Source organism: Candidatus Rhodobacter oscarellae (assembly GCF_001078595.1).
GTDB classification, from domain to species: Bacteria; Pseudomonadota; Alphaproteobacteria; order Rhodobacterales; family Rhodobacteraceae; genus Rhodobacter_B; species Rhodobacter_B oscarellae.
This window is the reverse complement of sequence record NZ_LFTY01000002.1, coordinates 3869968-3896724: the sequence shown is the minus strand read 5'-3', so window position 1 is coordinate 3896724 and position 26757 is coordinate 3869968. Positions and strand designations below refer to the sequence as shown.

24 protein-coding genes are annotated in these 26757 nt (G+C 64.8%); 11 read left to right on the top strand and 13 right to left on the bottom strand.

Going from position 1 to position 26757, the window contains the following annotated elements:
* Nucleotides 1-10: 10 nt before the first annotated feature.
* From AIOL_RS23350 to AIOL_RS23335, 4 genes are all read right to left on the bottom strand, one after another.
* A complete protein-coding gene (locus tag AIOL_RS23350; RefSeq protein WP_049645182.1) occupies nt 11-1789 on the bottom strand; it encodes an acyl-CoA dehydrogenase C-terminal domain-containing protein in 1779 nt (592 codons plus the stop codon).
* Nucleotides 1790-1813: 24 nt separating this feature from the next.
* Nucleotides 1814-2212, bottom strand: a complete 399-nt coding sequence (locus AIOL_RS23345; RefSeq protein WP_049645181.1) for a MerR family transcriptional regulator — start codon at nt 2210-2212, stop codon at nt 1814-1816.
* Between the two features lie 297 nt (nt 2213-2509).
* Nucleotides 2510-2878 carry a MerR family transcriptional regulator gene (locus AIOL_RS23340; protein ID WP_049645180.1) on the bottom strand — a complete coding sequence of 123 codons (369 nt, stop codon included), beginning with the start codon at nt 2876-2878 and terminating at the stop codon, nt 2510-2512.
* An 80-nt stretch (nt 2879-2958) separates the two neighbouring features.
* Entirely contained in the window at nt 2959-4080 is a 1122-nt protein-coding gene (locus tag AIOL_RS23335; RefSeq protein WP_235439147.1) for a putative manganese transporter, read from the bottom strand.
* 169 nt (nt 4081-4249) lie between these two features.
* Here AIOL_RS23335 and AIOL_RS23330 point away from each other — a divergent pair, with 169 nt between their 5' ends.
* The 3 genes from AIOL_RS23330 (at nt 4250) to AIOL_RS23320 (ending at nt 6599) form a co-directional block, all read left to right on the top strand.
* Complete coding sequence (locus AIOL_RS23330; protein ID WP_049645178.1) at nt 4250-4675, top strand: PaaI family thioesterase; 426 nt, start codon at nt 4250-4252, stop codon at nt 4673-4675.
* Nucleotides 4672-5187: a PaaI family thioesterase gene (locus AIOL_RS23325; protein WP_049645177.1), complete on the top strand. Its 516-nt coding sequence runs from the start codon at nt 4672-4674 to the stop codon at nt 5185-5187. Before AIOL_RS23330 ends, AIOL_RS23325 begins: the two co-directional genes overlap by 4 nt.
* A gap of 86 nt (nt 5188-5273) precedes the next feature.
* On the top strand, nt 5274-6599 hold the full coding sequence (locus AIOL_RS23320) for an MATE family efflux transporter (protein WP_049645176.1): 1326 nt from the start codon (nt 5274-5276) through the stop codon (nt 6597-6599).
* Between the two features lie 233 nt (nt 6600-6832).
* On the opposite strand, the gene AIOL_RS23315 is transcribed toward AIOL_RS23320, so the two are convergent.
* Together AIOL_RS23315 and AIOL_RS23310 are read right to left on the bottom strand one after the other, a co-directional pair.
* A complete protein-coding gene (locus AIOL_RS23315; RefSeq protein ID WP_049645175.1) occupies nt 6833-7480 on the bottom strand; it encodes a sulfotransferase family 2 domain-containing protein in 648 nt (215 codons plus the stop codon).
* A gap of 50 nt (nt 7481-7530) precedes the next feature.
* Nucleotides 7531-8451 (bottom strand): DMT family transporter, encoded by a 921-nt coding sequence (locus AIOL_RS23310; RefSeq protein ID WP_160314558.1) that lies wholly within the window; start codon nt 8449-8451, stop codon nt 7531-7533.
* A 91-nt stretch (nt 8452-8542) separates the two neighbouring features.
* Between AIOL_RS23310 and AIOL_RS23305 the strand changes: the two genes are divergently transcribed.
* The 5 genes from AIOL_RS23305 (at nt 8543) to AIOL_RS23285 (ending at nt 14209) form a co-directional block, all read left to right on the top strand.
* Nucleotides 8543-10171, top strand: coding sequence for an AMP-binding protein (locus AIOL_RS23305; RefSeq protein ID WP_049645173.1), 1629 nt, complete (start codon nt 8543-8545; stop codon nt 10169-10171).
* 322 nt (nt 10172-10493) lie between these two features.
* A complete protein-coding gene (locus AIOL_RS23300) occupies nt 10494-12275 on the top strand; it encodes an SLC13 family permease (protein ID WP_049645172.1) in 1782 nt (593 codons plus the stop codon).
* 196 nt (nt 12276-12471) lie between these two features.
* Entirely contained in the window at nt 12472-12939 is a 468-nt protein-coding gene (locus AIOL_RS23295) for a type III secretion system chaperone family protein (RefSeq protein WP_049645171.1), read from the top strand.
* Nucleotides 12940-13064: 125 nt separating this feature from the next.
* Nucleotides 13065-13868 carry a pyrroline-5-carboxylate reductase gene (gene proC / locus AIOL_RS23290; RefSeq protein ID WP_049645170.1) on the top strand — a complete coding sequence of 268 codons (804 nt, stop codon included), beginning with the start codon at nt 13065-13067 and terminating at the stop codon, nt 13866-13868.
* On the top strand, nt 13865-14209 hold the full coding sequence (locus AIOL_RS23285; RefSeq protein ID WP_049645169.1) for a tRNA-binding protein: 345 nt from the start codon (nt 13865-13867) through the stop codon (nt 14207-14209). The genes proC and AIOL_RS23285 overlap by 4 nt, the downstream gene beginning before the upstream one ends.
* A 180-nt stretch (nt 14210-14389) precedes the next feature.
* Here AIOL_RS23285 and AIOL_RS23280 read toward each other — a convergent pair whose 3' ends face one another.
* Together AIOL_RS23280 and AIOL_RS23275 are read right to left on the bottom strand one after the other, a co-directional pair.
* On the bottom strand, nt 14390-14974 hold the full coding sequence (locus AIOL_RS23280) for a thymidine kinase (RefSeq protein ID WP_049645168.1): 585 nt from the start codon (nt 14972-14974) through the stop codon (nt 14390-14392).
* 12 nt (nt 14975-14986) lie between these two features.
* Nucleotides 14987-16123 carry a HupE/UreJ family protein gene (locus AIOL_RS23275; protein ID WP_049645167.1) on the bottom strand — a complete coding sequence of 379 codons (1137 nt, stop codon included), beginning with the start codon at nt 16121-16123 and terminating at the stop codon, nt 14987-14989.
* A 52-nt stretch (nt 16124-16175) separates the two neighbouring features.
* Here AIOL_RS23275 and AIOL_RS23270 point away from each other — a divergent pair, with 52 nt between their 5' ends.
* Entirely contained in the window at nt 16176-16979 is an 804-nt protein-coding gene (locus AIOL_RS23270; RefSeq protein WP_049645166.1) for a DUF4198 domain-containing protein, read from the top strand.
* 23 nt (nt 16980-17002) lie between these two features.
* Here the strand turns inward: AIOL_RS23270 and AIOL_RS23265 are convergent, their stop codons facing one another.
* Together AIOL_RS23265 and pcaF are read right to left on the bottom strand one after the other, a co-directional pair.
* Nucleotides 17003-17923: a hypothetical protein gene (locus tag AIOL_RS23265; protein WP_049645165.1), complete on the bottom strand. Its 921-nt coding sequence runs from the start codon at nt 17921-17923 to the stop codon at nt 17003-17005.
* A 21-nt stretch (nt 17924-17944) separates the two neighbouring features.
* A complete protein-coding gene (pcaF, locus tag AIOL_RS23260; protein WP_049645164.1) occupies nt 17945-19147 on the bottom strand; it encodes a 3-oxoadipyl-CoA thiolase in 1203 nt (400 codons plus the stop codon).
* 58 nt (nt 19148-19205) lie between these two features.
* Between pcaF and AIOL_RS23255 the strand changes: the two genes are divergently transcribed.
* The gene (locus tag AIOL_RS23255; protein ID WP_049645163.1) at nt 19206-20639 is read left to right on the top strand and encodes a class I adenylate-forming enzyme family protein; all 1434 of its coding nucleotides are present in this window, start codon (nt 19206-19208) and stop codon (nt 20637-20639) included.
* Nucleotides 20636-22717: a 3-hydroxyacyl-CoA dehydrogenase NAD-binding domain-containing protein gene (locus AIOL_RS23250; RefSeq protein ID WP_200898778.1), complete on the top strand. Its 2082-nt coding sequence runs from the start codon at nt 20636-20638 to the stop codon at nt 22715-22717. The genes AIOL_RS23255 and AIOL_RS23250 overlap by 4 nt, the downstream gene beginning before the upstream one ends.
* On the opposite strand, the gene AIOL_RS23245 is transcribed toward AIOL_RS23250, so the two are convergent.
* The 3 genes from AIOL_RS23245 to AIOL_RS23235 form a co-directional block, all read right to left on the bottom strand.
* The gene (locus tag AIOL_RS23245; protein ID WP_049645161.1) at nt 22714-24309 is read right to left on the bottom strand and encodes a DUF6798 domain-containing protein; all 1596 of its coding nucleotides are present in this window, start codon (nt 24307-24309) and stop codon (nt 22714-22716) included. The two genes, AIOL_RS23250 and AIOL_RS23245, sit on opposite strands and share 4 nt — an antisense overlap.
* A 1-nt stretch (nt 24310) precedes the next feature.
* Nucleotides 24311-25324: a glycosyltransferase family 2 protein gene (locus AIOL_RS23240; protein ID WP_049645160.1), complete on the bottom strand. Its 1014-nt coding sequence runs from the start codon at nt 25322-25324 to the stop codon at nt 24311-24313.
* Between the two features lie 75 nt (nt 25325-25399).
* Nucleotides 25400-26755 (bottom strand): NAD(P)/FAD-dependent oxidoreductase, encoded by a 1356-nt coding sequence (locus tag AIOL_RS23235; RefSeq protein WP_049645159.1) that lies wholly within the window; start codon nt 26753-26755, stop codon nt 25400-25402.
* Nucleotides 26756-26757: the final 2 nt, after the last annotated feature.

Sequence of the window (26757 nt, the reverse complement as noted above, 5' to 3'; positions counted from 1 at the left end):
GAGACGTACCCTAAAAATTCGCGGCCTCCAGGCCCATCACCGGCTCGGCACCCGACTGAATACGCGCCAGGTGCATCGCCGTCGCTGGCAGGCGCCGCGCCATGTAATAGCGCCCGGTCATCAGCTTTGTCTCATAGAACGTAGCGTCCCCCGTACCATCGGCCAGGGAACGCTTGGCTGCAAGCCCCATCTTGGCCCACATCAGCCCCAGGCAGACATGCCCGAAGAGGTGCATGAAGTCATAGGACCCCGCCAGCGCGTTGTTGGGGTTCTTCATACCGTTCTGCATGAAGTACATCCCCGCCGCTTGCAGGTCCTTGGAGGCGGCCTTTAGTGGCTCCAAATATTGCGCGTCGAATTCTTCGTCGCCCGCGTTCTCCTTGATGAAGCCCTTCACCAGGTCGAAGAAGGCCATCACGTGCTTGCCGCCGTCCTGGGCCAGCTTGCGCCCCACCAGGTCCAGCGCCTGCACGCCGTTGGCGCCCTCGTAGATCATCGCGATGCGGGCGTCGCGGGTGTACTGCGACATGCCCCATTCTTCGATATAGCCGTGCCCGCCATAGACCTGCTGCGCGCGCACGGTCATGTCATAGCCCTCGTCGGTCAAGAAGCCCTTGATCACCGGCGTCAGCAGCGAGACCAGCCCGTCCGCATCGGCGTCCTTGGCGCGGTGGGCGGCGTCGATCATCGTCGCGCCCCACAGAAGGAAGGCGCGGGCGCCCTCGGCAAAGCTTTTCTGGTCCATCAGCGAGCGGCGGATATCGGGATGCACGATCAGCGGGTCCGCCGGGCCGTCGGGGTTCTTCACCCCGGTGACGTCGCGGCCCTGCAGGCGGTCCTTGGCGTAGTCCAGCGCGTTCTGATAGGCGACCTCGGCCTGGGCCAGGCCCTGCATGCCCACGCCCAGCCGCGCCTCGTTCATCATGGTGAACATCGCGCGCATGCCCTTGTGCTCCTCACCCAAGAGCCAGCCCGTGGCAGCGTCATAGTTCATCACGCAGGTCGAGTTGCCGTGGATGCCCATCTTCTCTTCGATCTTGCCGCAGGCCACGCCGTTGCGCGCACCCAGGCTGCCGTCCTCGTTCACCAGGAACTTCGGCACGATAAACAGCGACACGCCCTTGATGCCGTCCGGCCCGCCGGGGATCTTGGCCAGCACCAGGTGGATGATGTTGTCGGCCATGTCATGCTCGCCGGCGGAGATGAAGATCTTCTGCCCGGTGATCGCGTAGGAGCCGTCACCCTGCGGCTCGGCCTTGGTGCGCATCATCCCCAGATCGGTGCCGCAATGCGGCTCGGTCAGGTTCATGGTGCCGGTCCAGTCCAGCGAGACCATGTTCGGCAGATAGGTGGCCTTCTGCGCGTCGGTGCCGTGCGCCAGGATAGCGCTGGCCGCGCCATGGGTCAGGCCCTGATACATGGTGAATGCCTGGTTGGCCGCGCTGAACATCTCGCCCACCGCGGTGCCCATGACTTGGGGCATGTTCTGGCCGCCGAACTCCTCGGGCATGTCCAGCCCGTTCCAGCCGCCCTCTTTGACCTTCTCGAACGCGTCCTTGAACCCGGTGGGCGTGCGCACCACGCCGTTCTCCAGCACGCAGCCCTCGGTGTCCCCGACCACGTTCAGCGGCTGCAGCACCCCGGCCGAGATCTTGCCGGCCTCCTCGAGGATCGCGGATGTGAAATCCGCCTCCAGCTCGTCATAGCCCGGGATGCCCGCGGCGGTGATGTTCAGCACATCATGCAGCACGAACTGCATGTCTTTGGTGGGGGCGGTGTAGCTGGGCATGGTATGCGATCCCTCGTTTAAATCTTACTCGGCAGCTTCGTCTTTCTCGGCGGCGGCCAGCACGCTGGCGCCCCACTCGAGATGTTTCTTAAAATCCGCGATGGTCTCGATCAGCTCGTCGCGCTGCTGCTCCATCTCTGACAGATGGTGCACACCAGCGTTGTAAACCTCGCGCAATTGCGTTTGTTGCTGGTCCTCGATCGAGTACAGATCCAGCAACTGCCGGATCTCTTCCAACGAGAAGCCAAAGCGTTTGCCGCGCAGGATCAGCTTTAGCCGGGCGCGGTCGCGATTGGTGAACAGGCGCCGCTGGCCCTCGCGCAATGGCGAGATCAGCTCTTTGGCCTCGTAGAAACGCAGGGTGCGCGGCGTGACTTCAAAGGCCTCGCACATCTCGCGGATCGTCATCAAGTCTTCGGTCACGGAGCGCTCCTATGGCTTCGGATCGGGTGGCAACCAATTGCTGACACCCTATGATTAAATCAAGATTGCTTTACGCTTACGTAAAGAAAACGTGACGTCACATCCAGTTTGGCGCAGCGTAAAAATGGCCTCAAAGGTGCTGTCTTCCGGTGGCGGGGCAAGATCATCTGCTGATTACGGGCCGCGCTGGGCCTCCGGACGATCTCTCATCAATGCGTCCGAATCGCCAATCCAATGCGCTTTGGATGCCACCCAAGGGCGATTCAGGGTCCGTTTTTGGGAAAGAGCCGCCGGCCCCTAGTCGACCAACCCGACCACTTCGCCGCGCAGCGCCTTTAGGTCGTCGATGGCGGCACCGATCTCGGCGCGCTGCCGCTCAAGCTCGGAAAGCTGGCGGTCCGCCAGCTCAATGAAGGCCTTGAACTGCGTCTGCGAGCCCTTTTCCTCGTACATCAGCAGCCATTGCCGGATCTCCTCCAGCGAGAAGCCGAATTGGCGCCCCCGCATGATCAGCGTCATACGGGCCACCTCGCGGCCGCTATAGAACCGGCTGCGGCCATCGCGTTCGGGCGACAAGAGCTCGATATACTCGTAATAACGCAGGGTCCGGGGGGTCACCTCGAACTTGCTGCACATCTCTTTAAAGGTCAGGCGTGGCTCAGTCATCTCGGGCGTGTCGTGGCGTGTTACCCCTCGAGCTTAGAGCGGAACGCCCGGTCGTTCAATCGCCGCCTTGATGACGTGGACTAGTTCAGGAACCCTGGCGCCAGGAAGAAGAACCCATAGGCGACGACCAGGGCGGGCACCGCGGAGTAGAGCGTGGCCGCAATCGCCGCGCGCGGGTTCAGCGCGATAGCTGGGAACAGCGCGTCCCCGTCATTCGAGATCGCGTTGCCGATCAGCGCCGCAAAGGGGATCACCCCGTTGATATAGAGCGTGGTCACAAGGATCTGCGGCCCGCAGCCCGGCACAAAGCCCACCAGCACCGCGATCAGCGGCAGCACCGGCGCGATGGCGTTGAACCAAGCGGCCAGATCCAGCCCCAGGAACGCCACCGCGTATTCATAGGCCAGAAAGGCCCCAATTACCCAAACCGCGATAAAGCTCGTCTCCTCGGCCATGCGGGTGACCGGGCTGTCGGTGTTGGATGTCATCGCTTTCAGCGGCGAGGTGGCCCAGATCAGCAGGCCCAAGACGGTGCCCGTGATCGCAAGCCACAGCGGGTCGACGCCCAGGATCGACAGGATCTCGACCTGCATCAAACCCGCCGCGCCAACGGCCAACCCCGGCAGCGCCAGGCCCAGGAACAGCATGTCCTGCGGGCGTGTCTTGCCGATGGCGGGCACCAGTTCGGTGGCCCGTGTTGTGGCCCGAAACTCGGTGGTGTTGACCGCGTCCACGATACAGCCGGACAGGATGCCCACGCCGATGCTCAACGGCAGCACGATCACGGCCGCGTCGGGGCGCGTGGCGATCAGCAGGAACGCCGCATCGCCCATGGTCGCTGTCAGCGTCGCCACCACGGCGCCAAAGCCCACCTTACCGCTGGAATAGGCCGCGACCACCACCACGGCGCCGCCGCAACCCGGCGTTGCGCCCAAGAGCGCCGCCAGGGGCACCTGCGCGCCGCGCGACCCCTTCAGCGCCTCGCCAATGTCGAAGTTGAAAACCCGCTCGGCGCTGTAAAACAGCAAAAGCGTGGCCGCCACGAACACGCTCACCGCCAGATAGGCGTCGGCCACCATCTCTTGGGTGACCTCGCCGAGAGCGCCGGGCGCGAAGATCAGGCCGATCAGGATTAGCGCGACGACCAGCCGCTTGCTGCGGAAAGGGCCCAGCTTGTCGCGCGCCACAAAGGTCTCCGGCATCGTTGCCGGCGCGGTCATATTCATTACGTCACCTAAGTACTGCGCTTCACCTGGGACCACATCCTATCTGAGACTGCGAGTAGTTCTCAATCGCGGAAGATAGCGCTTGTTATCCGTTAAGCAAGTGCGAATAACGATACAGCTTGTCACGCCATCTTTGGGGGCCCTCATGGCACCGGATCGCAAGAAAATCGCGTCGCAATTCATCGACGCCCTGCCCCATTCCAATGCGCTGGGCATGGAGGTCATCGAGGTCTCGGACGGCGCGGCCGAGCTTGCGATGGCCTATGACGCGCGGTTTGTCGGCGACCCCAAGACCGGTGTGATCCATGGCGGCGCGGTGTCGGCCCTGCTCGACACCTGCGGCGGCGCGGCGGTGATGAGCCACCCGGACGTGCCCATGGTGACCGCGACGATTGATCTGCGCATCGACTACATGCGCCCTGCCACGCCGGGGCAGCGGATCACGGCGCAGGCCGAGTGCTATCACGTGACCCGCTCGGTGGCCTTCGTGCGCGCCACCGCGATGGACGAGGACCGCGACCGCCCGGTCGCCACCGCCACGGGCGCCTTCACGGTGGAGCAGAAGCGATGAGCCCCCGCGCCCGCCCCGAGCCCGTCCAGGTCGTCAAACAGCGGCGCGACGCAGCGCTCGGCGCGCTGACCGGCGCCATACCCTATGCGCAGTTCCTGGGCATCGCCTTCGAGCGCCATGGCGACGAGCTGACAGCAGTGCTGTCCTTTGATGACAAGCTGATCGGCAACCCAATGCTGCCGGCTTTGCATGGCGGCGTGACGGCGGCGTTCCTGGAGACCACCGCGATCATAGAGCTCGCCTGGGCGCATCTATGGGCCGAGATTGAGGCCGAGCGGGTCGACCCCGCGCAGATCACGGTCGAGACCCTGCCCCACCTGCCCAAGACGATCGACTTCACGGTGGACTATCTGCGTTCGGGCCTGCCGCGCGACGCCTATGCGCGGGCGCGGATCAACCGTTCTGGGCGGCGCTATGCCAGCGTGCATGTGGAGGCCTGGCAGGACAACCGCGCGCGGCTCTTTGCGCAGGCGACGGGGCATTTCCTGATGCCATCACGGGATGGCGCTTAGGTGAGGCCGGGCGGGCCAAATTTCTTCCAAGGAATTTGCAAATCTCTTGGAAGAGATTTGGGCCGCGTCAAGCGCAGCCGACGGGCATGAACACCGCCGCCGCGCCAGAGCAGATAACCCACGCTCGCATCCTCAAGATCGCCGTGCCCATTGTGCTCTCGAACGCCACGGTGCCGATCCTGGGCGCGGTAGACACCGGCGTGGTGGGCCAGATGGGCCTGGCGGCACCCATCGGCGCGGTGGGCATCGGCGCGGTAATCCTGGCCACCTTCTACTGGCTCTTTGGCTTTTTGCGCATGGGTACCACCGGGCTGGTAGCGCAGGCCCGCGGCGCCGGAGAGGTCGCCGAGACCGGCGCGCTCTTCATGCGCGGGCTCATGATCGCCTGCTTCGGCGGGGCGGTGTTTATCGCGGCGCAATCGGCGCTCTTTGCCGGGGCGTTCTGGCTGGCGCCCGCCTCGGCAGAGGTCGAGGGCCTGGCGCGCGACTACCTGTCCATCCGCATCTGGGGCGCCCCCGCCACCATCGCGCTTTATGTCATCACCGGCTGGCTGATCGCGGTGGAGCGCACGCGCGGCGTGCTGGTGCTGCAGCTCTGGATGAACGGACTGAACATCGCGCTGGATCTGTGGTTCGTGCTTGGGCTCGGCTGGGGGGTCGAGGGCGTCGCCGTGGCTACCTTGATCGCGGAATGGACGGGGCTCGCGCTAGGGCTTTATCTCTGCCGCGAGATCTTCCGGGGCCGCGCGTGGCGCGACTGGGGGCGCATCTTTGACCGGGTGCGCATCCGGCGCATGATGTCCGTGAACGGCGATATCATGCTGCGCAACGTGATCCTGACGGGCTCGTTCACCACCTTCGTGTTCCTGGCCGCCGACCTGGGCGACGTGACGCTGGCCGCCAACCAGGTGCTGCTGCAATTCCTTGAGATCACCGCCTTCGCGCTGGACGGCGTTGCCTTTGCGGCCGAAGCGCTGGTGGGCAAGGCGGTGGGCGCGCGGGCGCGGGGAGATCTGCGCCGGGCGGCGCTGATGTGCTCTTATTGGGGGATCGGCTGGGGCGTTCTTCTGGGGTTCATTTTCCTGTTATGCGGCCCGTTCCTGATAGACCTTATGTCGACGGCCCAGGAGGTGCGGGCCGAGGCCCGCCTGTTCTTGGTCTGGATCTTCCTGGCGCCGATCATCAGCGCCCCTGCCTGGATGCTGGACGGTATCTTCTTTGGGGCGACCTGGACGCGCGAGATACGCATCGCAATGTTGCAGTCCGTGGCGATATACGTGGTGGCTCTGGCGGTACTGATCCCACTTTTTGGCAATCATGGGCTCTGGGCAGCGTTGATGGTCCTGAACCTGGCGCGCGGGTTGACACTGGGGATGCGCTATCCGCGGCTGGAGGCCACGGTGGGGCGCTAAAGGGTCCGGTCGCTGTTGGGTCTGGAGCGGTAATTGGCGCGCCGCAATTTTCTTGCAAGAAAATCGCGAAACTCTTCCAAGAGTTTCTTCAGCGCTCCCCGAAATGATTCTTCTATCGCAACTTCTTACCGGCGCGCGGGGCCACTTTCCTTGGAAGGAAAGTGCAAATCTCTTGCAAGAGATTTGGCGCAGCCAAAGGCCCGCTCCAGGCCAAGAACCGCCGCCGCGCAGCGCTAATAACAATACCCGAACTGCTGGATGTCGGCCTTCGACAGCTTTGCGACCAGCTCGGCCAGCTCGTCATCATAATAGCTGCGGTAGTCGCGCGCGCGATCGGAGGCGTTGGCGCGGGGCATGTCGCTCAGCGGGAAGCCAAGATGCGCCTCCAACGGGGCGAGGTCCTCGGTCAGGTGCTCCAGCCTTACATAATGCGCGCCCCGCAGCCGCCCCTGGGCGTCCCGCATATAGGCCGTCGAGGGCGCGGCGCGCATCGCGGTCTGGGTCTGCGGGTGCCGCACGAAGCCCGCGAATTCCAGCGCCTGCGCCAGATGCACCGCCGGGTGGTCAAAGCTCTGGTCCCGCAGCCAATGGTAGTAGCTGACCATGCGGTCCCAGGGGTTGCGCACCAATGTGAACAGAAAGAAGTCGTCCAGCTCGTCCGCCGTTACCAGCCCGTCGATATCGGCCAGTGTCGAATGCTTCCACAATCTGCCTTTGACTGCCACGTCCTGCAGGCGCTTGCGCCGCTGCCGCGCCTTGGGCGTGTCACCGATGATGATGTCGTCGCGTTTTGCGCGGGCCTCCAGCGCCAGCGTCAGGGCGGTGCCTCCGGTCTTGGGAATATGCACAAAAATGTAACGACGGCCACGAGAAACAATCATGACGGCCCCTTAGCAGAAAACGCCAGAAGTTACACAGCCAAAACTGTCCGTTAGGTGCCGATATGTGGCCTGGATCGCCGCTCGGCCCGCGCCAGAAGCAATCCGGACCCGAAGATGAGCCCTATTCCCAGCCAGGCCGTCCCGTTCAGAGCCTGCCCCCACAGCACCCAGGTCCAGGCCGAGGCGAAGATCAGCAGCACGTATTCGAACACCGCCACATAGGGCGCCTCGGCCAGCAGGTAGGCCCGCGTCAGCAGGCCCACGCCGATCACCGAGCCCACGGCCTGTGCCGCAATGAGCCACCAGAGCGTCGGGGTCATCGGCCCCCAGGCGCGCAGCATAAAGCCATCCGCCCCATCGGCCGCAGCGGTCGCGCTCATGGCCAAGCCCGCAGCGCCCACGGCGCCGATGATCAAAAGCGCAGTGAAAAAGGCGGTCAGCAGCGCCAGCGTGCCCTCCTGCGCGCAAAGCCTGCGCGTGACCACCGCCCCGCAGGCGTAAAAGAACGCGCCGCCCAGCGGCATCAGCCGCGCCAGGGTCCCGCCGGTGACGTCTGGCTGCAGCACAAGCAAAGCGCCGCAGAAGGCTATGAGCCCCGCCGCCACGTTCAACATCGGCACCCGCTGGCGCAGCACCAGCACCGTGATCGCCATCACAAAGATCGGCGCGGTGAACATCCCCGCCGAGGCCTCTGCCACGCTCATGAAGCTCAGCGCGCCAAAGTAGAACAGCATGGAGATCGCGATGAAGCTGCCGCGCAGCGCCGCGGCCCAGACGCGGCGCGGGCGCAGGCTCAACCCGAGAAGCGGCGCGGCCACCGCCAAGAATGCCAGCGCCATCGCCGCGCGCAGGAAATGGAACTGCCAGAGGCCCGCGCGCGCGGCGATCATGCCCACGAGATTGTCGACCAATCCGATCAGCGCCATCGCGGCGACAACGCATCCTGCGGCCAGCAATGGTCGGGTTGTCATAGTGTCCGTCATCCCTCGCCCATAATGCGGCTTTGCAATCGGGGCAAGCGGCGCTAAACCCTTCGCACTTTAGCCTTTGGGAGGATTGCAGATGGGCTGGATGGCAGACGAGACGGGGCTGGAGAAATGCGCGGCCAATTACGTGCCGCTGACGCCTTTGAGCCATCTCAATCGCGCCGCGCTGGTATTCCCCAACCGCGAGGCCGTGGTCTATGGCAGCCACCGCAAGACCTATGCGGAGTATCACGCGCGCTGCACCCGGCTGGCCTCGGCTCTGGCCGCCAAAGGCATCAAGCCCGGCGAGGTCGTCTCGACCATGCTGCCCAACATCCCCGCCGCCGCCGAGACCCATTTCGGCGTGCCCGCCTGCGGCGCTGTGCTGAACACGATCAACACGCGGCTAGAGCCCGACACGGTGGGCTACATCTTTGGCCATGCCGAGGCCAAGCTGGCCTTTATCGACACCGCTTTTTTGCCCACCGCCGAGGCCGCGCTTGCGCTGATAGAGGGCGACGGACCCGAGATCATCGAGGTCGCCGACCCGCAGGCGGGCTTCCCCGCCACCGGGCGCTATGTGGAATACGAGGACTTCCTCGTGGGCGGCGATGACGGCTTTGCCTGGCACATGCCCGAGGATGAGTGGGAGAGCATCTCGCTGAACTACACCTCCGGCACCACCGGCCGGCCCAAGGGCGTGGTCTGCCACCATCGCGGTGCGTACCTGATGACCATGGGCACGGTCGTGTCGTGGCGGATGACCTTGCATCCGCGATACCTCACCATTGTGCCGCTGTTCCACTGCAACGGCTGGAACCACACCTGGATGATGCCGCTGGTGGCGGGCACGGTGATCTGCTGCCGCGACATCACCGCCAAGAACATCTACAACGCCATCGCCGACGAGGACGCCACGCATTTCGGCGGCGCGCCAATCGTGCTGAACGCCATCGTGAACGCCAAGCCCGAAGAGCGGCGCGCCTTTGACCACATTGTCGAGGTCTGCACCGCCGGGGCGCCCCCCGCCGCGGCCACGCTGGCGGCCATCGGCAAGCTCGGCTTCAACGTGATGCAGGTCTACGGGCTGACCGAGACCTATGGCCACGTCACCGAATGCGTTTGGGACGCCGACTGGGACGCATTGCCCGAGGATGAGCAGGCCGCAATCAAGGCCCGCCAGGGCGTCGCCTACCCGATGATGGAGCACATCACCGTCAAGGACCCCGAGACCCTGCAGCAGGTGCCGATGGACGGCACCACCCAGGGCGAGATCATGATCCGCGGCAACTCGGTCATGAAGGGCTATCTGAAGAACCCCGAGGCCACGGCCAAGGACTTCGCCGGCGGGTATTTCCACTCCGGCGACATCGCGGTGCAGCACCCCAACGGCTATATGCAGATCGCCGACCGCGCCAAGGACATCATCATCTCGGGCGGCGAGAATGTGAGCTCGGTCGAGGTCGAGGGCGCATTGATGCACCATCCCGCCGTGTCGCTCTGCGCTGTGGTGGCCAAGCCCGACGACAAATGGGGCGAGGTGCCCTGCGCCTTCATCGAGCTAAAGGAGGGCGCAAGCGCCGAGGAGGCCGAGGTCATCGCCTTCGCCCGCGCCCGCCTGGCCGGGTTCAAGACGCCCAAGCGCGTGGTGTTCCAAGAGCTGCCCAAGACCTCAACCGGCAAGATCCAGAAGTTCCAGCTGCGCAAGGTGGCGGCGGAACTGTAGGGGGTGTTTTGGCCTGGGGCGGGCGTTTGGGCGCGCCAAATCTCTTGCAAGAGATATGCACTTTCCTTGCAAGGAAAGTGGTCCCGCGCGCGGATAAGAGGTTGGGATAGAGTGATCATTTCGTGGCGCGCTGTAGAAACTCTTGGAAGAGTTTCGCCATTTTCTTGCAAGAAAATGGCGGCGCGCCAATGCCCGCTCCAGGCCAAAGACGTGCGCCTAGCTTTGCACCTCAAGTCAGTCGGGAATTATTGGCTTCTCGGCAAACCGGTTGCCGATATGCGCCGCAGCGTTCACATAGGAAATGTATGAAACGAGTGGTGAAATGATAGACTTGGGGCTCTCACAGACGGGCGAAGCGGTCCTGGCGCTGACGGTCGTCGCGGCGATGTTCGTGCTCTTTCTGCGCGAGCGCTACCCGACCGAGGTGGTGGCCATCGCGGGCGTCGCCTTGATGCTCGGCTTGGGGCTGTTGCCGTATGACGCGGCTCTGGCCGTCCTGTCTAACCCTGCGCCATGGACCATCGCGGCGATGTTCATCATCATGGGCGCTTTGGTGCGCACCGGCGCCCTGAGCGCCTTCACCTCGGGCGTGGACCGCACTGCGGCGACGCGCCCCGCCTTGGCGCTGGCCAGCCTGATGGGGTTCGTGGTGATCTCCTCGGCCATCGTGTCGAACACGCCCGTGGTTGTGGTGATGATCCCGGTCTTTGTGCAATTGGCCAGGCGTTTGGGCGTGGCGGCCTCGAAGCTGCTGATCCCGCTCAGCTATGGCGCGATCCTTGGCGGCACGCTGACGCTGATAGGGACCTCCACGAACCTGCTGGTCGACGGCGTGGCCCGCACCCAAGGCCTAGAGCCCTTCACGATCTTTGAGGTCACGCCGCTCGCCTTGATCCTCGTCGCCTGGGGGATGCTGTACCTGTGGCTGATCGCGCCGCGGCTGCTGCCCGAACGCGACAGCATGGCCAGCCTCTTGGGCGGCACGCGGTCGAAGATGAAGTTCTTCGCCGAGGCGGTGATCCCCCCCGACAGCGACCTCATCGGGCGCGAGGTGCTGGACGTGCAGCTGTTCAAGCGCGACGGGGTGCGGTTGATCGACGTGATCCGTGGCGACGCCTCGCTGCGGCGCGACCTGAAGGCCGTCACGCTGGAGGTCGGCGACCGTGTGGTGCTACGCAGTCAGATCACCGAGCTGCTGAGCCTGCAGCGCAACAAGTCGCTGCGCCGGATCGATCAGGTCTCGGCGGTGGAGACCGAGACCGTTGAGGTGCTGGTGCCCCCCGGTGCGCGCTTGGTGGGGCGCTCTCTGGGCGAGTTGCGCCTGCGGCGGCGCTATGGCGTCTATCCGCTGGCGGTGCATCGGCGCAATCAGAACATCGGCCGGCAGCTTGACGATCTGGTGGTGCGTGTCGGCGACACGCTCTTGCTAGAGGGCTCGCCCGCCGACATTGCCCGCCTGGCGCAGGACATGCGGTTCGGGGACGTCTCTAAGCCACAGGAGCGCGCCTTTCGGCGCGGCCATGCCCCGGTGGCGATTGCCGCACTTCTCGGGATCGTGGGGCTGGCGGCCTTCGCGGTGGCACCGATCCTGTTGCTGGCCGTTTTGGCCGTAGCCACAGTGCTGATCACGCGCTGCATCGACGCCGAGGAGGCGTTCGGCTTCATCGACGGGCGGCTGCTGGCACTGATCTTCTCGATGCTGGCCATTGGTGCGGCGCTGGAGGCCACCGGCGCGGTGTCCCTGATCGCCGAGGCGCTGGCGCCCTGGCTGGCCAAGCTGCCGCCCTGGCTGATCATCTGGGCGGTCTACCTGCTGACCAGCGTGCTGACCGAGCTGGTGTCCAACAACGCCGTGGCGGTGGTGGTCACGCCCATCGCCATCGGGCTCGCCGCGGCGCTGGGGCTGGACCCGCGCCCGCTGGTGATCGCGGTGATGGTCGCGGCAAGCGCGAGCTTTGCCACGCCCATCGGGTATCAGACGAACATGCTGGTCTACGGGCCCGGCGGTTATAAGTTCACCGATTTCCTGCGCGTGGGCGTGCCGCTGAACCTCTCGGTGGGGCTGATCGCGTCGCTGATGATACCGGTGATCTGGCCGCTCTGATTCGGACGATTCGCGAATCGCCCCCAGAATGATCCCCAACTTATTTGAGCTGCCACACAAATAAGGCTTTACACAACGAATCACCGTCCCCTACGATATGTCGTAGGGGGATGGGGCAATTCACCCAGAACCTAGAGCAGGAAGCGACTTCTAGTGGGCAAAGACCCACCAGTAGCGATAGAAAGCGAGGCGGGCGATGTCCCTATCCCAAGAGTTTCATACAGACGACCTGCATCCCATCGACGTGGTGGAGCATATTGCCGCCCATCACGAGTGGGATTTTGACCGTGTGGCGGACGACCAGATCGCCATGGCGGTCGAGGGCCAGTGGCGCACCTACTCAATCACGCTCGCCTGGTCCGGCTATGACGAGACCCTGCGGCTCATCTGCACCTTCGAGATGGAGCCCCCCGAGGAAAAGCTGTCCGGGATCTACGAGGTGCTCAACCGCACCAACGACATGTGCTGGGCCGGGGCCTTCACCTACTGGCAGGAGCAGCGCCTGATGGTCTACCGCTACGGGCTGGTGCTTGCGGGCGGGCAGGTGGTCGCGCCGGAGCAGATTGACCGGCTGATCGCGGCCGCTGTGTCATCCGCCGAGCGCTTCTACCCGGCCTTCCAGCTGGTGGCCTGGGGCGATCAATCCCCCGCGGAAGCCATGTAGGTGGCCATCGCAGAGGCCTACGGGCGGGCCTAGTTTCGGGCCTGCATCTGGGACCAGAATTTCGCGATTGCATGCGCCGCTGCGGCGGCTAGGTTGGCCCCCGGTTCACCACTGGGGGCTTTTCCATGTTTGAAGAGATAGAACGCCGCGGGCTCGTCCTTTTGGGCTGCGGCAAGATGGGCTCGGCGATGCTGGCGGGCTGGCTGGGCGAGGGGCTTTCAAAGGACGCGGTCTGGGTGCTGGATCCCTATCCTTCGGACTGGCTGCAGGGCACGGGCGTGCATGTGAACGCGGACCTGCCAGAGAGCCCCGCGGTGGCCCTGATCGCGGTGAAGCCGCAGATGATGGGCGATGCGCTGCCGGGGTTGCGCGCCTTGGGCGCCGAGACGCTCTTTGTCTCGATCGCCGCGGGCACGACCATCGCGAGCTTCGAGGACGCACTCGGAGCAGTGCCCATCGTGCGCTCGATGCCCAACACGCCCGCCGCCATCGGCAAGGGGATCACGGCGATCATCGGGAACACCGGCGCCACGGCGGCGCATCTCGATTTGGCAGAGGCGCTGCTCAAAGCGGTCGGACAGGTGGTGCGGCTGGACACCGAGGCGCAGATCGACGCGGTGACGGCGGTGTCAGGCTCCGGCCCGGCCTATGTGTTCCACCTGATCGAGACAATGGCAGCCGCGGGCGCCAAGGAGGGCCTGTCGCCGGAACTGGCGTTGCAGCTCGCCAAGGCCACAGTGGCGGGCGCCGGCGCCCTGGCGATGGAGGCCGCAGAGGACCCCGCGCAGCTGCGAGTGAACGTCACCAGCCCGGCCGGCACCACGGCTGCCGCGCTCGAGGTGCTGATGGACCAGGATCGCGGCTTTCCCGTGCTTCTGGAAGAAGCCGTGAAGGCCGCCGCGGATCGAGGAAGGGAGCTGGCCGGATGAGCGACGCCGATCTGAGCTTTGACGAGTTCCTGCGCGTGGATATCCGCGTGGGCCAGATCCTGCGCGCCGAGCCCTACCCGGAGGCGCGCAAACCCGCGATCAAGCTCTGGGTGGATTTCGGGCCCGAGATTGGCGAGCGCAAAAGCTCCGCCCAGATCACGGCGCATTACGCGCCAGAGGACCTGCCGGGCAAGCGCGTGATGGGCGTGGTGAACTTCCCGCCGCGCCAGATCGGCAAGTTCATGTCCGAGGTGCTGGTGCTGGGTGTGCCCGATGAGGACGGCGAGGTGGTGCTGCTGGTGCCTGATAAGGACGTGCCCATCGGCGGTCGAATGTACTAGGGCCCGTTGCTAAGCGGAGTTCGCTGCGCTCACGCATGTTTAGCCCGTACTCGCCTCCGGCTCCGTGCGGGCGGTTGGCGCCAAGGTTCTTAGGACGCGCATCCTCGCGTCCGGACGGCCCGAGGAGGAGGACGGAGGACGACGACGAGATGTAAAGCGCGCCGAAGGCGCTCCTTTGGATTACGCTTTATCGCCCGTCGCTTCTCGCCAGTGCCGTCGGCAGAGCGACACATAGGTCTCGTTGCCGCCGATCTGAACCTGTGCGCCGTCGGTCAGCACGTTTCCATCGGCGTCCTGCCGGACCACCATCGTTGCCTTCTTGCCGCAGTGGCAGATCGTGCGCGCTTCGCGCATCTCGTCCGCGAGCGCCAGCAGGGCAGCCGATCCGGGAAACAGCTCGCCTTGGAAATCCACCCGCAGCCCGTAGCACATCACCGGCACGCCCAGATCGTCCACCGCGCGGGCGAGCTGCCACACCTGCTCCTTCTCCAAGAACTGCGCCTCGTCGATGAACACGCAATCCACCCGGCCGCGCTCAATGCGCGCCTCCAGCTTGGCAAAGAGATCCTCGCCCGGCGTAAAGAGGTCCGCCGCCTCGCTCAGCCCCGCCCGGCTGGCAATGCGGCCCTCGCCTGCGCGGTCGTCAAACCGCGCCGTCAGCAAATACGTCGCCATCCCGCGCTCGCGGTAGTTGAACGACGCCTGCAATAGCAGCGTCGACTTGCCCGCGTTCATCGTCGAGTAGTGAAAGTAGAGCTTCGCCATTGTCAGCGTGTTCTAAAGGAATGGCACGAACCCAAGGAAGCCCAAATCGAACACCCGGTCCATCACCCAATGCACGCCGATCAGGGCGATCACCAGCGAGGCCGGGATCGCGATCGCCGAGCGGTACCAGTCGCGCTTGCCAAAGGGCAGCCCCACCAGCACGAAGGCCACCGCGATCACCGCAAGCTGGCCGAGCTCCACCCCGATGTTGAAGCCGATCAGGCGCGAAAGGAAATGCGTTTGCCCGCCGCCGAGCTCGCCCAGCACCGAGGCAAAACCCAGCCCGTGCAGCAGCCCAAACACAAACACCACGACCGTGCGCCAGATGCCAAGCTGCGGCCGCACGATATTCTCCACCGCCACGAAGACGATGGAGGCTGCGATAAGCGGCTCTACGATGCTCGCCGGGATCGTCACGATGCCAAGTGCGGCCAGGGCTAACGTCACCGTATGCGCCACGGTGAAGGCGGTGACCTGCGCCAGCAGGGGCCGCACCGCCAGAGAGAAGAAGAACAGCCCCAGCACGAACACGATATGGTCCGCACCCTTGGGGATGATGTGCTCAAAACCCTCAATGATGAAGCGCCAGAAGACCGAGCCCGCCGTCTCAGCGGCGTAGCCCTGGCGCGGCAGGGCCTCGCTGACCTCGCCACCATCAAGGAGCGCCGAATAGGCATCGTCGCCGGCATCCACCTGGCGGATCACCAGCGGGCCGTTATTGGCGGTCCAGCCAATGGTGACGGGGGTACCGTCATCGGGCAAAGCGGCGGAAAGGGTGATCCGGCTGTCGCGCACCAGGTCGAGGTCGCCCACCTCCGGGATCGCTACCGAAAGGATCGCGGGCCGCAGGCCCGCCTCCCCGGCCGAGAAAAGGAAGTTCTCTGCAAGGCCATCCCACGCGCCGCGCAGCTCTGCCTCTAGGGCGGCGGGGTCCATCGCGCGCAGGGCGTCATAGCGCGCGGCGTTGGGTGCGGCATCCGTGTCGTCAATCTCTGAGACGTCGATCTCGGCCACCAGGGCCTCGAGCGCCAGTTCAATCTCGACCGAGACCTCATCCGCGCCCACGCTCACATCGGCGATGGCCGGGCGCAGCTCATGCGCCTGCGCTGCGTTCACAAGCGAGAGGGCCAGCGCGATCACAGTTGACATAACAGCCAGCCGTGCCAGCTTTAGCCTCGTAGTCATCTTAAGAGACCCAACCATGCGCTTCGTACCCCTGTTTCTCGCCCAATTGTTCGTGGCCGCGCCAATTGCGGCTCACGAGTTCTGGATTTCACCCAAGGACTACATCATTGATCCGCAAGATCAACTGGTGGCTGACATTCGCGTGGGCCAGGATTTCAAGGGCAACGCCAGCGGCTACCTGCCGCCGCGTTTCGTGCGTTTCGATCTTGTGCAGGGCGACGACTTGGTCCCGGTGGAGGGCGCCATGGGCGACCGTCCCGCGCTTCAGATGCAAGCGCCCGGCGAGGGCCTGGTGACGGTGGTCTATCAAACCACCGACAGCCGCCTGACCTATTCTGAGTGGGAGAAATTCGTGAATTTCGTGACCCACAAAGACCTGGCCTGGGCGCTGGAAGAGCATGCCGAGCGCGGGCTGCCCCAGACCGGGTTCCGCGAGGTCTATAGCCGCTACGGCAAAAGCCTAATGGCGGTGGGGGCCGGCGCAGGGGCGGACCAAGAGGTCGGCCTTCTGACCGAGATCGTTAGCCTAGCGAACCCCTATACCGACCCGCTGCCCCAGGGCCTGCCCGTCCGGGTGCTCTATGAGGGCGCGCCGCGCGCCTTCACGCAGATTGAGGTCTTCCAGAAAGCGCCGGATGACACCGTGAGTGTCGCGACCTACCGAACCGACGCCGCCGGTGTGGCGAATGTGCCGGTGAAGCCGGGGCATGAATACCTCGTGGATTCCGTGGTCATACGCGGCCTGGTGCCCGAGGCCGAGGGCGATCCGGTGTGGGAATCGCTTTGGGCGTCGCTGACTTTCGAGTTCCCCGCCGAGTAATCCCGGCCCGCGCGCGCGATTGCTCAACGCCCGCGATACCCGCCAAAGGCTGTAAGCAGCGCGCCGGCCATGTAGAGCGACAGGCCGATCAGCGTCGCTGTGGCGAACGCAACCCGGCCCTCCAGGATCTGCAGCCCGAAAATGACAATCGGGCCGAGTGCGGTCAGCACTGCGATCGTAAAGGTCGACACCAGCGCGACCGCGCGCTGCAACACATAGAGCGGCGGAACGGCCAGCACAAAGCCAAGCGCGCAAAGGCCCAGCAATTGCCAAATCGGCAGCGGGGTCATGCTTTGCGCCGTGACAGCCGCCACCGCGCCGGTCGCAACGGTGTAGAGCAACAGCCGCAGGCCCATCACCGCCGCCGGGCCCACGCCCGCGGCATTCAAGCGGCCCGACAGCGCCAGGATCAGCGTGAAGAATACCCCGTCCAGCATCGCCGTCGCCACGCCCAGCGCGCCTTGCCAGATACCGCCCCGCACAAATCCTGACCACCCGGACAGCGTCGCGATGGACAGGTAGACCACGCCTGCAAAGATCACCACCGTGCCGGCCAATTCCGACCAGTTTCGCAAGCCTCCGCCCTTGGTGACGCCGAACCACGCAAAGACGAGCGCCGAAAGCGGCATCATGCCCGAGGAGATCGAATAGGTAATCGCCGGCTCGATAAGCTGCACCGAGACCAGATAGGACATGAACGTCACCAGGGCGCAGAGGTTCAAAAGCACAACATGCTTGAAATGCGCCCGCGCTGCCGCGATCTCCTTCGGGCGAACCAGCCAGGTCCAGCCGGTAAACCCCACCGCCGTCCCGCCAAAGACGATCAGGCCAAAGAGGAACGGGTCGATGCGCTGGAACAGCCCGCCGAGATATACGAACTGCGTGGCCTCAAGCACGACATAGAAGCAGGTCAGAGCGACCCCGAATGCCGCGCCGCGCCTCACTGCCCCGGTCCGCGCGCGCCGCTAAACACGCTCAAGCGCCACAGCGATGCCCTGGCCCACCCCGATGCACATCGTGGCCAGCGCGTATTGCCCGTCGCCCGCCGCAAGGTCCAAGGCTGCCGAGCCGGTGATCCGCGCGCCCGACATCCCCAATGGGTGCCCCAAGGCGATGGCCCCGCCATTGGGGTTCACCCGTGGGTCGTCATCGGCGAAGCCCAGCTCGCGCAGCACCGCAAGCCCCTGGGCCGCGAAGGCCTCGTTCAGCTCCACCAGATCGAAGTCGCGCGGGGTCAGACCGTGGCGCGCGCAGAGCCGCTTGGTGGCGGGCGCGGGTCCGATCCCCATGATCCGCGGCGGCACGCCCGCGCAGGCCCCGCCCATGACGCGCGCGATGGGGGTCAGCCCGTGCTTCTTGGCCGCGGCCTCAGAGGCCACGATCAGCGCCGCCGCGCCATCATTCACGCCCGAGGCGTTGCCCGCGGTCACCGAGCCGCCCTGGCGGAAGGGCGCCTTCAGCGCGCCGAGCTTGCCAATGGTGGTCTCACGCGGATGCTCGTCGCGGTCCACCACGATGTCCTCGCCGCGCCGCTGCGGGATTGTGACCGGTGTGATCTCACGCGCCAATCGCCCGTTGGCCTGGGCCGCCGCGGCCTTGGCCTGCGAGCGCAGCGCGAACTGGTCCTGATCGCCGCGCAGAATTTTGTATTCCTCGGCGACGTTCTCGGCGGTCTCGGGCATGCTGTCGATGCCGTATTGCGCCTTCATCACCGGGTTCACAAAGCGCCAGCCGATGGTCGTGTCATGGATCTCGGCGTTGCGGCTGAAGGCCGCGTCCGCCTTGGGCATCACCATGGGCGCGCGGCTCATGCTCTCGACCCCGCCCGCGATCGTGATCTCGGCGTCGCCCGCCATGATCGCCCGCGCGGCGTCCATCACGGCGTTCATGCCCGAGCCGCAAAGTCGGTTGATCGTGGCGCCCGGCACGGCCTCTGGCAGGCCCGCCAGCAGAGAGGACATGCGCGCCACATTGCGGTTGTCCTCGCCCGCCTGGTTGGCGCAGCCATAGAGCACGTCGTCCACGGCCTCCCAGTCCACGCCGGGGTTGCGCGCCATCAGCGCCCGCAAGGGCACCGCGCCCAGGTCGTCGGCGCGCACATGCGCCAGCGCCCCGCCGAAGCGGCCGATGGGGGTGCGGATATAGTCACAAAGGAACGCGTGGGGCATGATTTGGGCCTTTCAACTGTCTTCTGGAGCGTCTTACAGTGGGGCCCGGAGGAGTTCTATGCCCAACTGGGTGCACCAGCTGATCGACGGCCACGAGGCGGCCAAGCCCGCCGTGGAGGAGCCCTGGGGCGATGTGCTGAGCTACGGCGATCTGCGCGCGCGTGCCGAGGCGGTCGAGGCCGACCTGCGGCGCGAGGGCGCTCGGCCCGGGGACCGGGTCATGCTCATCTGCGAGAATTGCGGGGATTACGTGGCCATGGCGCTGGCCTGCTCGCGGCTGCGCGCCTGGTTCATGCCAGTGAACGCGCGCCATACCGAGGCCGAGCTGACCGCCCTGCGCGACCATTCGCAGGCCCGGATCGTTGCCCGCACGCATGGCGCCGAGGGGCTGAGCTATGCGCCCGCCGCGGGCGATCCAGAGCCCGTGAGCGAAGACCCGCATCAGCAGGTCGCGGCGCTGCTCTATACGACCGGCACCACCAGCGCGCCCAAGGGCGTAATGCTGACCCATCGCAACCTGACCTGGAACGCGGCGAACTCGGCGCGGCTGCGCGGGATGCGGCCCGATGACCTGGTGCTGGGGGTGCTGCCGGGCAGCCATGCCTTCGGCTTCTCCTCGACCATGCTGGCCACGCTGCATAGGAGGGCCTGCATCCGGTTCCTGCCGCGGTTCGAGCCGCAGGCGGTGCTGGACGCGCTGGCCGAGGGGGCCAGCGTCTGGCCGGCGGTGCCGCAAATGTATGCGGCGCTGTTGAAATACATGGAGGATCGCGGGGCGAAGCTCCGCGCCCCGCATTTGCATTACATCTCGGCGGGCGGGGCGCCGCTGGACCCGGATTGGAAGGCGCGGGTGGAGGCGGCCTTTGGCCTCGCGCTCAACAACGGCTATGGAATCACCGAGGCGGGCCCGACCGTGGCGGCCACGCGGGTTGACGCGCCACGCAGCGATCTGTCCTCGGGCCCCGCCGTCTGGGACGTGACCCTGTCGATTGATGGCCCGGACAAGGACGGCGTGGGCGAGGTGCTGATCGACAGCCCCGGAGTGATGAAGGGCTATTTCCGCAACCCAGAGGCCACCGCCGAGGCGCTGCCCCGCCCCGGCCTGCTGCGCTCGGGCGATCTGGGGCGGCTGGACCCCGACGGCGCGCTCTTCATCGAGGGTCGCAAGAAAGAGCTGATCATCCGCTCTGGCTTTAACGTCTACCCGCCTGAGATCGAGGGCTGGCTGACCAAGCACCCCGCGGTGAGCGTCGCCGCCGTGGTGCCGCATCGCAGGGACGGAAACGAGGACATCCTGGCCTTCGCGATGGGCGATGTCGGCGCCGAAGAGCTGGCCAATTGGTTGCGGCAGCACCTGGTCGGCTATAAGCAGCCGCAAGCGATCTTCATGGTCGACAGCCTGCCCGCTGCGCCCACCGGCAAGATCCTGAAACACAAACTGATTTCCCATTTCGCGGACGAGGTCCGCGCATGGGAGGAGGCCCAAGTATGACCGCCGCATCCGATACCGTGAGCTATGAAATCGTCGGCGATGTCGGCCTGATCTGCCTGGAGAACCCGCCTGTGAACGCGGCCTCCGCCAGCTTGCGCGCCGGGATCGTAGCGGCTCTTCAAGCCCTCGAAATTGAGGTCAGCGCAATCGGCATCTACGGCGCCGGGCGGGCTTTCATCGCCGGGGCCGACATCAAGGAGTTCGGCCAGCCGCAGGCAGACCCAATCCTGCCCGAGGTCTGCCTGGCGGTCGAGAACTGCGCGGTGCCGGTGGTCGCAATCGTCCACGGGCCCACCTTGGGCGGAGGGCTGGAGGTCGCCATGTCCTGCCACGCCCGCATCGCCTTGCCGTCGCTGCGCGCCGGGCTGCCCGAGGTGCTGCTGGGGATCATCCCCGGTGCTGGCGGCACTCAGCGGGGTCCGCGCCTGATGGGCGTGCGAAACACACTCGACCTGGCCACCACCGGGCGGCATGTGAAGGCCGACGAGGCCCTGGCGCTCGGCCTGGTGGACCGGCTGGACGAGGGCGCGCCGCGAGACGTGGCCCTGCGGGCGGCCCAAGAGGTTATCGCAGGTCGGCTTGCGACCCGCCGCACCGCCGAGATCATCGTTAAGGCCGACCGCACGGTGCTGAACGAATTCGCCAGCGCGCTACGCGCCAAGCAGGCGCATCTTTTTAGCCCGCATAAGGCGGTGGAGGCCGTGGCCTTTGCCAGCGGCGACTTCGCCCATGGCATGCAGCGCGAGCGCGAGATCTTCCAGGAATGCATCCAGAGCCCGCAACGCGCCGGATTGATCCACGCCTTCTTTGCAGAGCGCGCCGTGGGCAAGTACCCCGAGATGGGCGCGACCCCACGCGAGGTTGCCGAGGTCGGCGTGGTCGGAGGCGGCACCATGGGCGCGGGGATCGCCACGGCCTGCCTGCTTGCGGGGCTCAAAGTCGTGCTGCTTGAGATGAACGTCGACGCGCTCGACCGCGCCCGCGCCACCATCACCGGCAATCTCGACGGCGCGGTGAAGCGCGGCAAGATGAGCGCCGAGGCCCGCGACGCCGCGCTGGGCGAGCTCTTGAAGCTGAGCACGAAATACCCCGACTTCAGCGCCTGCGACATGATCATCGAGGCGGTGTTCGAGGACATGACCGTCAAAAAGCAGGTCTTCCGCAATCTCAACCTGCACGCCAAGCCCGGGGCGATCCTGGCGACAAACACCTCTTATCTGGACGTGGACGAGGTCGCCAAAGCCACGGCGCGCCCCGAGAGCGTGATCGGGCTGCATTTCTTCTCGCCCGCCCATGTGATGAAGCTGTTAGAGATCGTGGTGGGGGCGCACACGGCGCCCGAGGTCGTGGCCACAGGATTCGCGCTGGCCAAGAAGCTGCGCAAGATCGCTGTGCGGGCGGGGGTCTGCGACGGGTTCATCGGCAACCGGATCCTGAACCATTACCGCAAGGTGGCCGACTACCTGATCATGGATGGCGCGAGCCCCGCGCAGGTGGACGCCGCGGTGCGCGGGTTCGGGTTCGCGATGGGGCCGTTCCAGGTCATGGACCTGGCTGGGCTGGACATCGGCTGGGCCACCCGCAAGCGCCTTGCGCCCACGCGCCCCGCCGAAGAGCGCTATGTCGAGATCGCCGATAGGGTCTGCGAGAACGGCTGGTTCGGGCGCAAGGCCGGCCGCGGTTACTATGACTACCCCGATGGGACGCCCAACGCCGACGTGCTGCAGATCATCGAGACCGAGCGCGCCAAGGCCGGGATCACCCCGTGCGACTTCTCGGACCAGGAAATTGTCGAGCGCTACATGACGGCGATGGTCTGCGAGGCCGTGCGCATCCTTGAGGACGGCATCGCCCAGCGCCCCATCGATATCGACGCGGTGCAGCTCTTTGGCTACGGCTTCCCCCGCCACCACGGCGGCCCTCTGCACTATGCCGACAGCATTGGCCTGGCCGAGATCGTCGCCCGCGCAGAGCGCTACGCCAGCGAGGACGCGCATTACTGGCAAGTTCCAAGATTGTTGCGCGAACTGGCCGATACAGGTGGCAGCTTTGCGGAGCTTAACCAGGCCGCCGGCTAGGCGGGAACCCTGCGTACCTCAAGCACCTCAAAAGCATCATTTTGCCAGGCTGGCGCGGCGCAGTCCTGGAGCGGGTCGCGCATTTCACTTCCGGCTCGCAGAACCACGTAGTCGACGGGTTGCTCCAGCAAGGCGGTGCAGCCATCAGTGGCCACGTCCTTGCTCCAGTTGACCAAGCGGTACCAACGCAAAAGGTCTTCGGGGCTGGTTGGAACGAATTTGTAGTTCACCAGCGTGGCACGACCGGAAAGACGCTCAAAGCCGAGATGGGCAACCTCGCGCTGATATTGTGATAGCTTCGGCCACTCCGCCAGGAAAACTACGGCCCGCGGCGGCGTGTTCTCTTTTGTCCAAATCAGCAGTGCTTCTTCGTCCTCGGTCAGCGCCGCTAACAGAGTGGGCGCGCGCGCCGACAATTGCGCCTGCTCCACCACGTCAGGAACGACGTCCAGCAGCATCAAAAAGAGGAACGCAATCGCCGCCACCCTGCGCAACAGCAATGGTGCCAATGACAAGGCGCCATCTATGAGGACCAACAATGCAAGAAGCAGGCCCAAGGACGACGGGCGGAATAGGTAGAGCGTGCCAAAGTGGTGTGCCTCACGGTCCAGATATGCCAGCCCGAACGCCAAAACGAGGTAGGCGGTGACGCCGCCCAGCCAGAGCGCCTCGCTTCTGCGGGGCCAGACGCGAATGGCCGCAAGCGCCAGCAATGCCGCGGCCAGGAGCGCGGTCCAGATAGCGCCTACCCGCCAAAACCGCTCGAATATCGCCGCGCTCTCAAAAGGCGCCACGTGATGCGCATGGCGGTAGCCCGAATAAATCTGGTTCACGGTGAGGTCGACGCCCGAATAATCCAGCGAGACGCCAAATCGGCCCGACAGCAGGATCCAGCCGAGCGGCAATACCGACAGGACAAACAGCGCCGCCATGCCGCCCAGCGCCCGCCCGCGATGCCCCAAAACCATCGCCAGAAAGATCAGCGCGATCCCCCAGAAACCGCCGACCAGAAAATGCATATACGCGGCAAGGGCCAGCAGAACCGCCGCCCCTAAAAGGCGGCCGCGCAGGACGAAACCGAGGGCGGCAAAGACCGCGACATAGGCGAAAACCTTCCCCTCGACCGCGTCAAAGATCCACTCGCCGCCCATCAGCTCTTGGCCGTTCTTTAGGAAGGCCAGCATCGCCAACACCAGAACGACGACCGAGACGCGCATCGCATTCAGCGCGAACGCCACGGCGGCGGACATCGCCAACCATAGCCCGAAAGCCAGAACCGCATGGGCCGTCTCGTGACCCAGCCAGGCCACGGAATACCCAATCAGGTACAGACCCAGCGACCGGAACGTCAGCCCGTCGAAAACCGCGTGATACTCGGTGAAACGCTCCGGGTGGGTGAACCGCAGCCCCAGATCGAAATAGTGCATCTCGTTGACCTTCCAGCCAACGGGCAACATCTCTTGCGCCAACAGAAGAAGCGTGATCGCAAACAGCCAGCCAAAGCCGATGTCGGACCGCAGCGGCAGATCAATCCAGTTAAGCCACTTGCTGCCCGGCGCGGGCCTTTCTGCCGGCTTTTTGCTGACCGCCAAACTATTCTGCAGCGCGCTTGGTCAGCGGGTCGGATTTGGCAGCATCGCGATCTTCAATTCGCGCGGAGTAAGAGCTTTCCACCCCGCCAACCACAACGCGGTCGATGATGAACATCGGACGCTGTTTGCTTTCGATAAAGAGCCGCCCAAGATACTCGCCGATCACGCCAAGCACCAAAAGCTGCACGCTGGACAGAACCAGCACCACGGTGATGAGGCTGGTCCAACCCGAAACGGTCTCGAAGAAAAGCCACTGACCGATGGTGTAGAAGATCATCATTGCGGCGATGGCGCCAAAAATGAACCCAAGATAAGACGCCAATTTCAGCGGGCGCACGGAGAAGCCAGTGATCGCGTCTGCAGATAGCGACAGCATCCGTTTGAGCGGATACTTGGTCTCACCAGCAAAGCGTTCGTCCCGTGCGTAGGGAAAAGCGACTTGGTTGAAACCGGCCCAGGCCACCATGCCGCGAATGTAGCGGTGCCGCTCTGGCATATCGAGCAAGACAGACAGCACCTTGCGATTCATCAGCCGGAAGTCACCCGTGTCCTTAGGAATATCGGTTTCCACCAACCGATCTAGCAGCCGATAGAACGCCGCGGCGGTGATGCGCTTGAACCAGATGTCGCCTTTGCGCTCGGTACGCTGGCCATAGACCACGTCTGCGCCATCCTCCATCACTTTTAGCATTGGCTGCAACAGCTCTGGCGGGTCCTGAAGGTCGGCATCGATGACAAGAATTCGGTCGCCGCGGCAGATTTCCAGCCCAGAGGACAGGGCGATCTGGTGGCCATGGTTGCGCGCCAGCTTGACGGCGACGATGTGATCGTCCTCGATCGAAAGCGAATGGATCATACCCCAGGTTGCGTCCATCGATCCATCATCGACAAGCACAATCTCGTAGTTGTCACCCATTGCCAGCCGACATGCGTCGGTCAACCGGCGATAAAGCTCCGGCAGCGAGGCTTCTTCATTGTAGCAAGGCACCACGGCCGATAGTCCAACACTATTCATTAAATTAGTTGCCTCTAGCTTCGTTAGACGCCACCACCGGCTCTACATTTTTCTGAAGAGATTAGCAATGTTAGCCTATTGAGCGGCGATGTTGATGCGCGAGTTTTGGCCACTTTGGCTACCCGCTAAGCGTTTGCCGATGCGGCGCCCTTCTCGGACGGCATAGTTGGTCCCGCGGTCCTCGGGGTAGATCTGTGCCATGGAGCACAGATGCAAACCCTCCAGCGGGGCGTCCTCATGCGGAATAAGCTTTGAATAGTGCTGTTCAACCACTGGCTGAGACCACCGCGCCCGCCAAACATTTGATTTGCGGATCCAATCGGGGCTGAAGGCGGGGAACATCTTCTGAAGATGCGGGATCGAGAACTCCAGGACCTCTTCGTCGCTCATCCGATACAGATCGTCTGTGTGCGGCAGGTATTTCGATAGATAGACGATGTGGTTGCCGCCATAGGTCTCGGCCTTCTCGAAATTGGTATGCTCGATCACCGCCACATAAGGGAAGCTTGGGTCGTTCACGTTCAACCAGTACGTAGACGACAGCGACCGATCAAGCTGCAGCACCAGGCAGACATTGGCCAGATAGTCGATCCGGTCCAGGCTGGCGACATAGTCTGCATCCGCGGTGTCGCGGATCATATCGGCCACCTGCGGCAAGGCCGGGGTGGCAATGACGCGGTCCGCGGTCACTTCGCCCCACGCGCCCCTGGCCGTCCAGCCGTCGGGCCCTTGGGTGAGGCTCTCAACGGCTGCGTTGAGCCTGATCTCGCCGCCCTGCGCCGCCACCTGGCGCGCGGTCTCTTCGGCCAGCTTCACGAAGCCCCCGCTGAAATAGCACAGCCGCTCCTCGCCGCCCTTGCCACGGGACCCGCCGCGCAGCTTCAGCTTGTTCCACATCCAGACCGCCGAGATCTTGTCGGCATAAGGGCCGAACTTGCCGCTCATAAGCGGCTCCCACACCACGCGATAGACGTTCTTGCCGCCCAGCGAGGTCAGCCATTCCGCGGCGGTGCGGTGCTCTAGATCCATCCAGCTCTTCACCCGCCGCGCGCGCAGCGCCAAAAGGCCCAACCGAATGCGATCCAGGAACGGCAGGGGCTTGAACTTCAGCAGATCCATCGGCGTGGAGAGCTTGAAGATCGTATTGGCAAAATAGAGCCCGGTATTGGTCGGATGCTCGACCACATGATCACGCATCCCCAGATCGTCGATCAGCCCCATGACCTCCAGGTCGTTGGTGAACCAGTGGTGATAGAAACGGTCCAGGCGCTCGCCGCCCTCGACCTCAAACGCCGAGGCCAATCCGCCGACCCCGGCATCTGCCTCCAGCACCGTGACCTTTTGGCCGGCCTTTGTCAGCTCGAACGCCGCCGAGAGACCCGCGAACCCGCCGCCGATAATGAGGAAACTGTCGAGCGTGTCGGAGACCATGT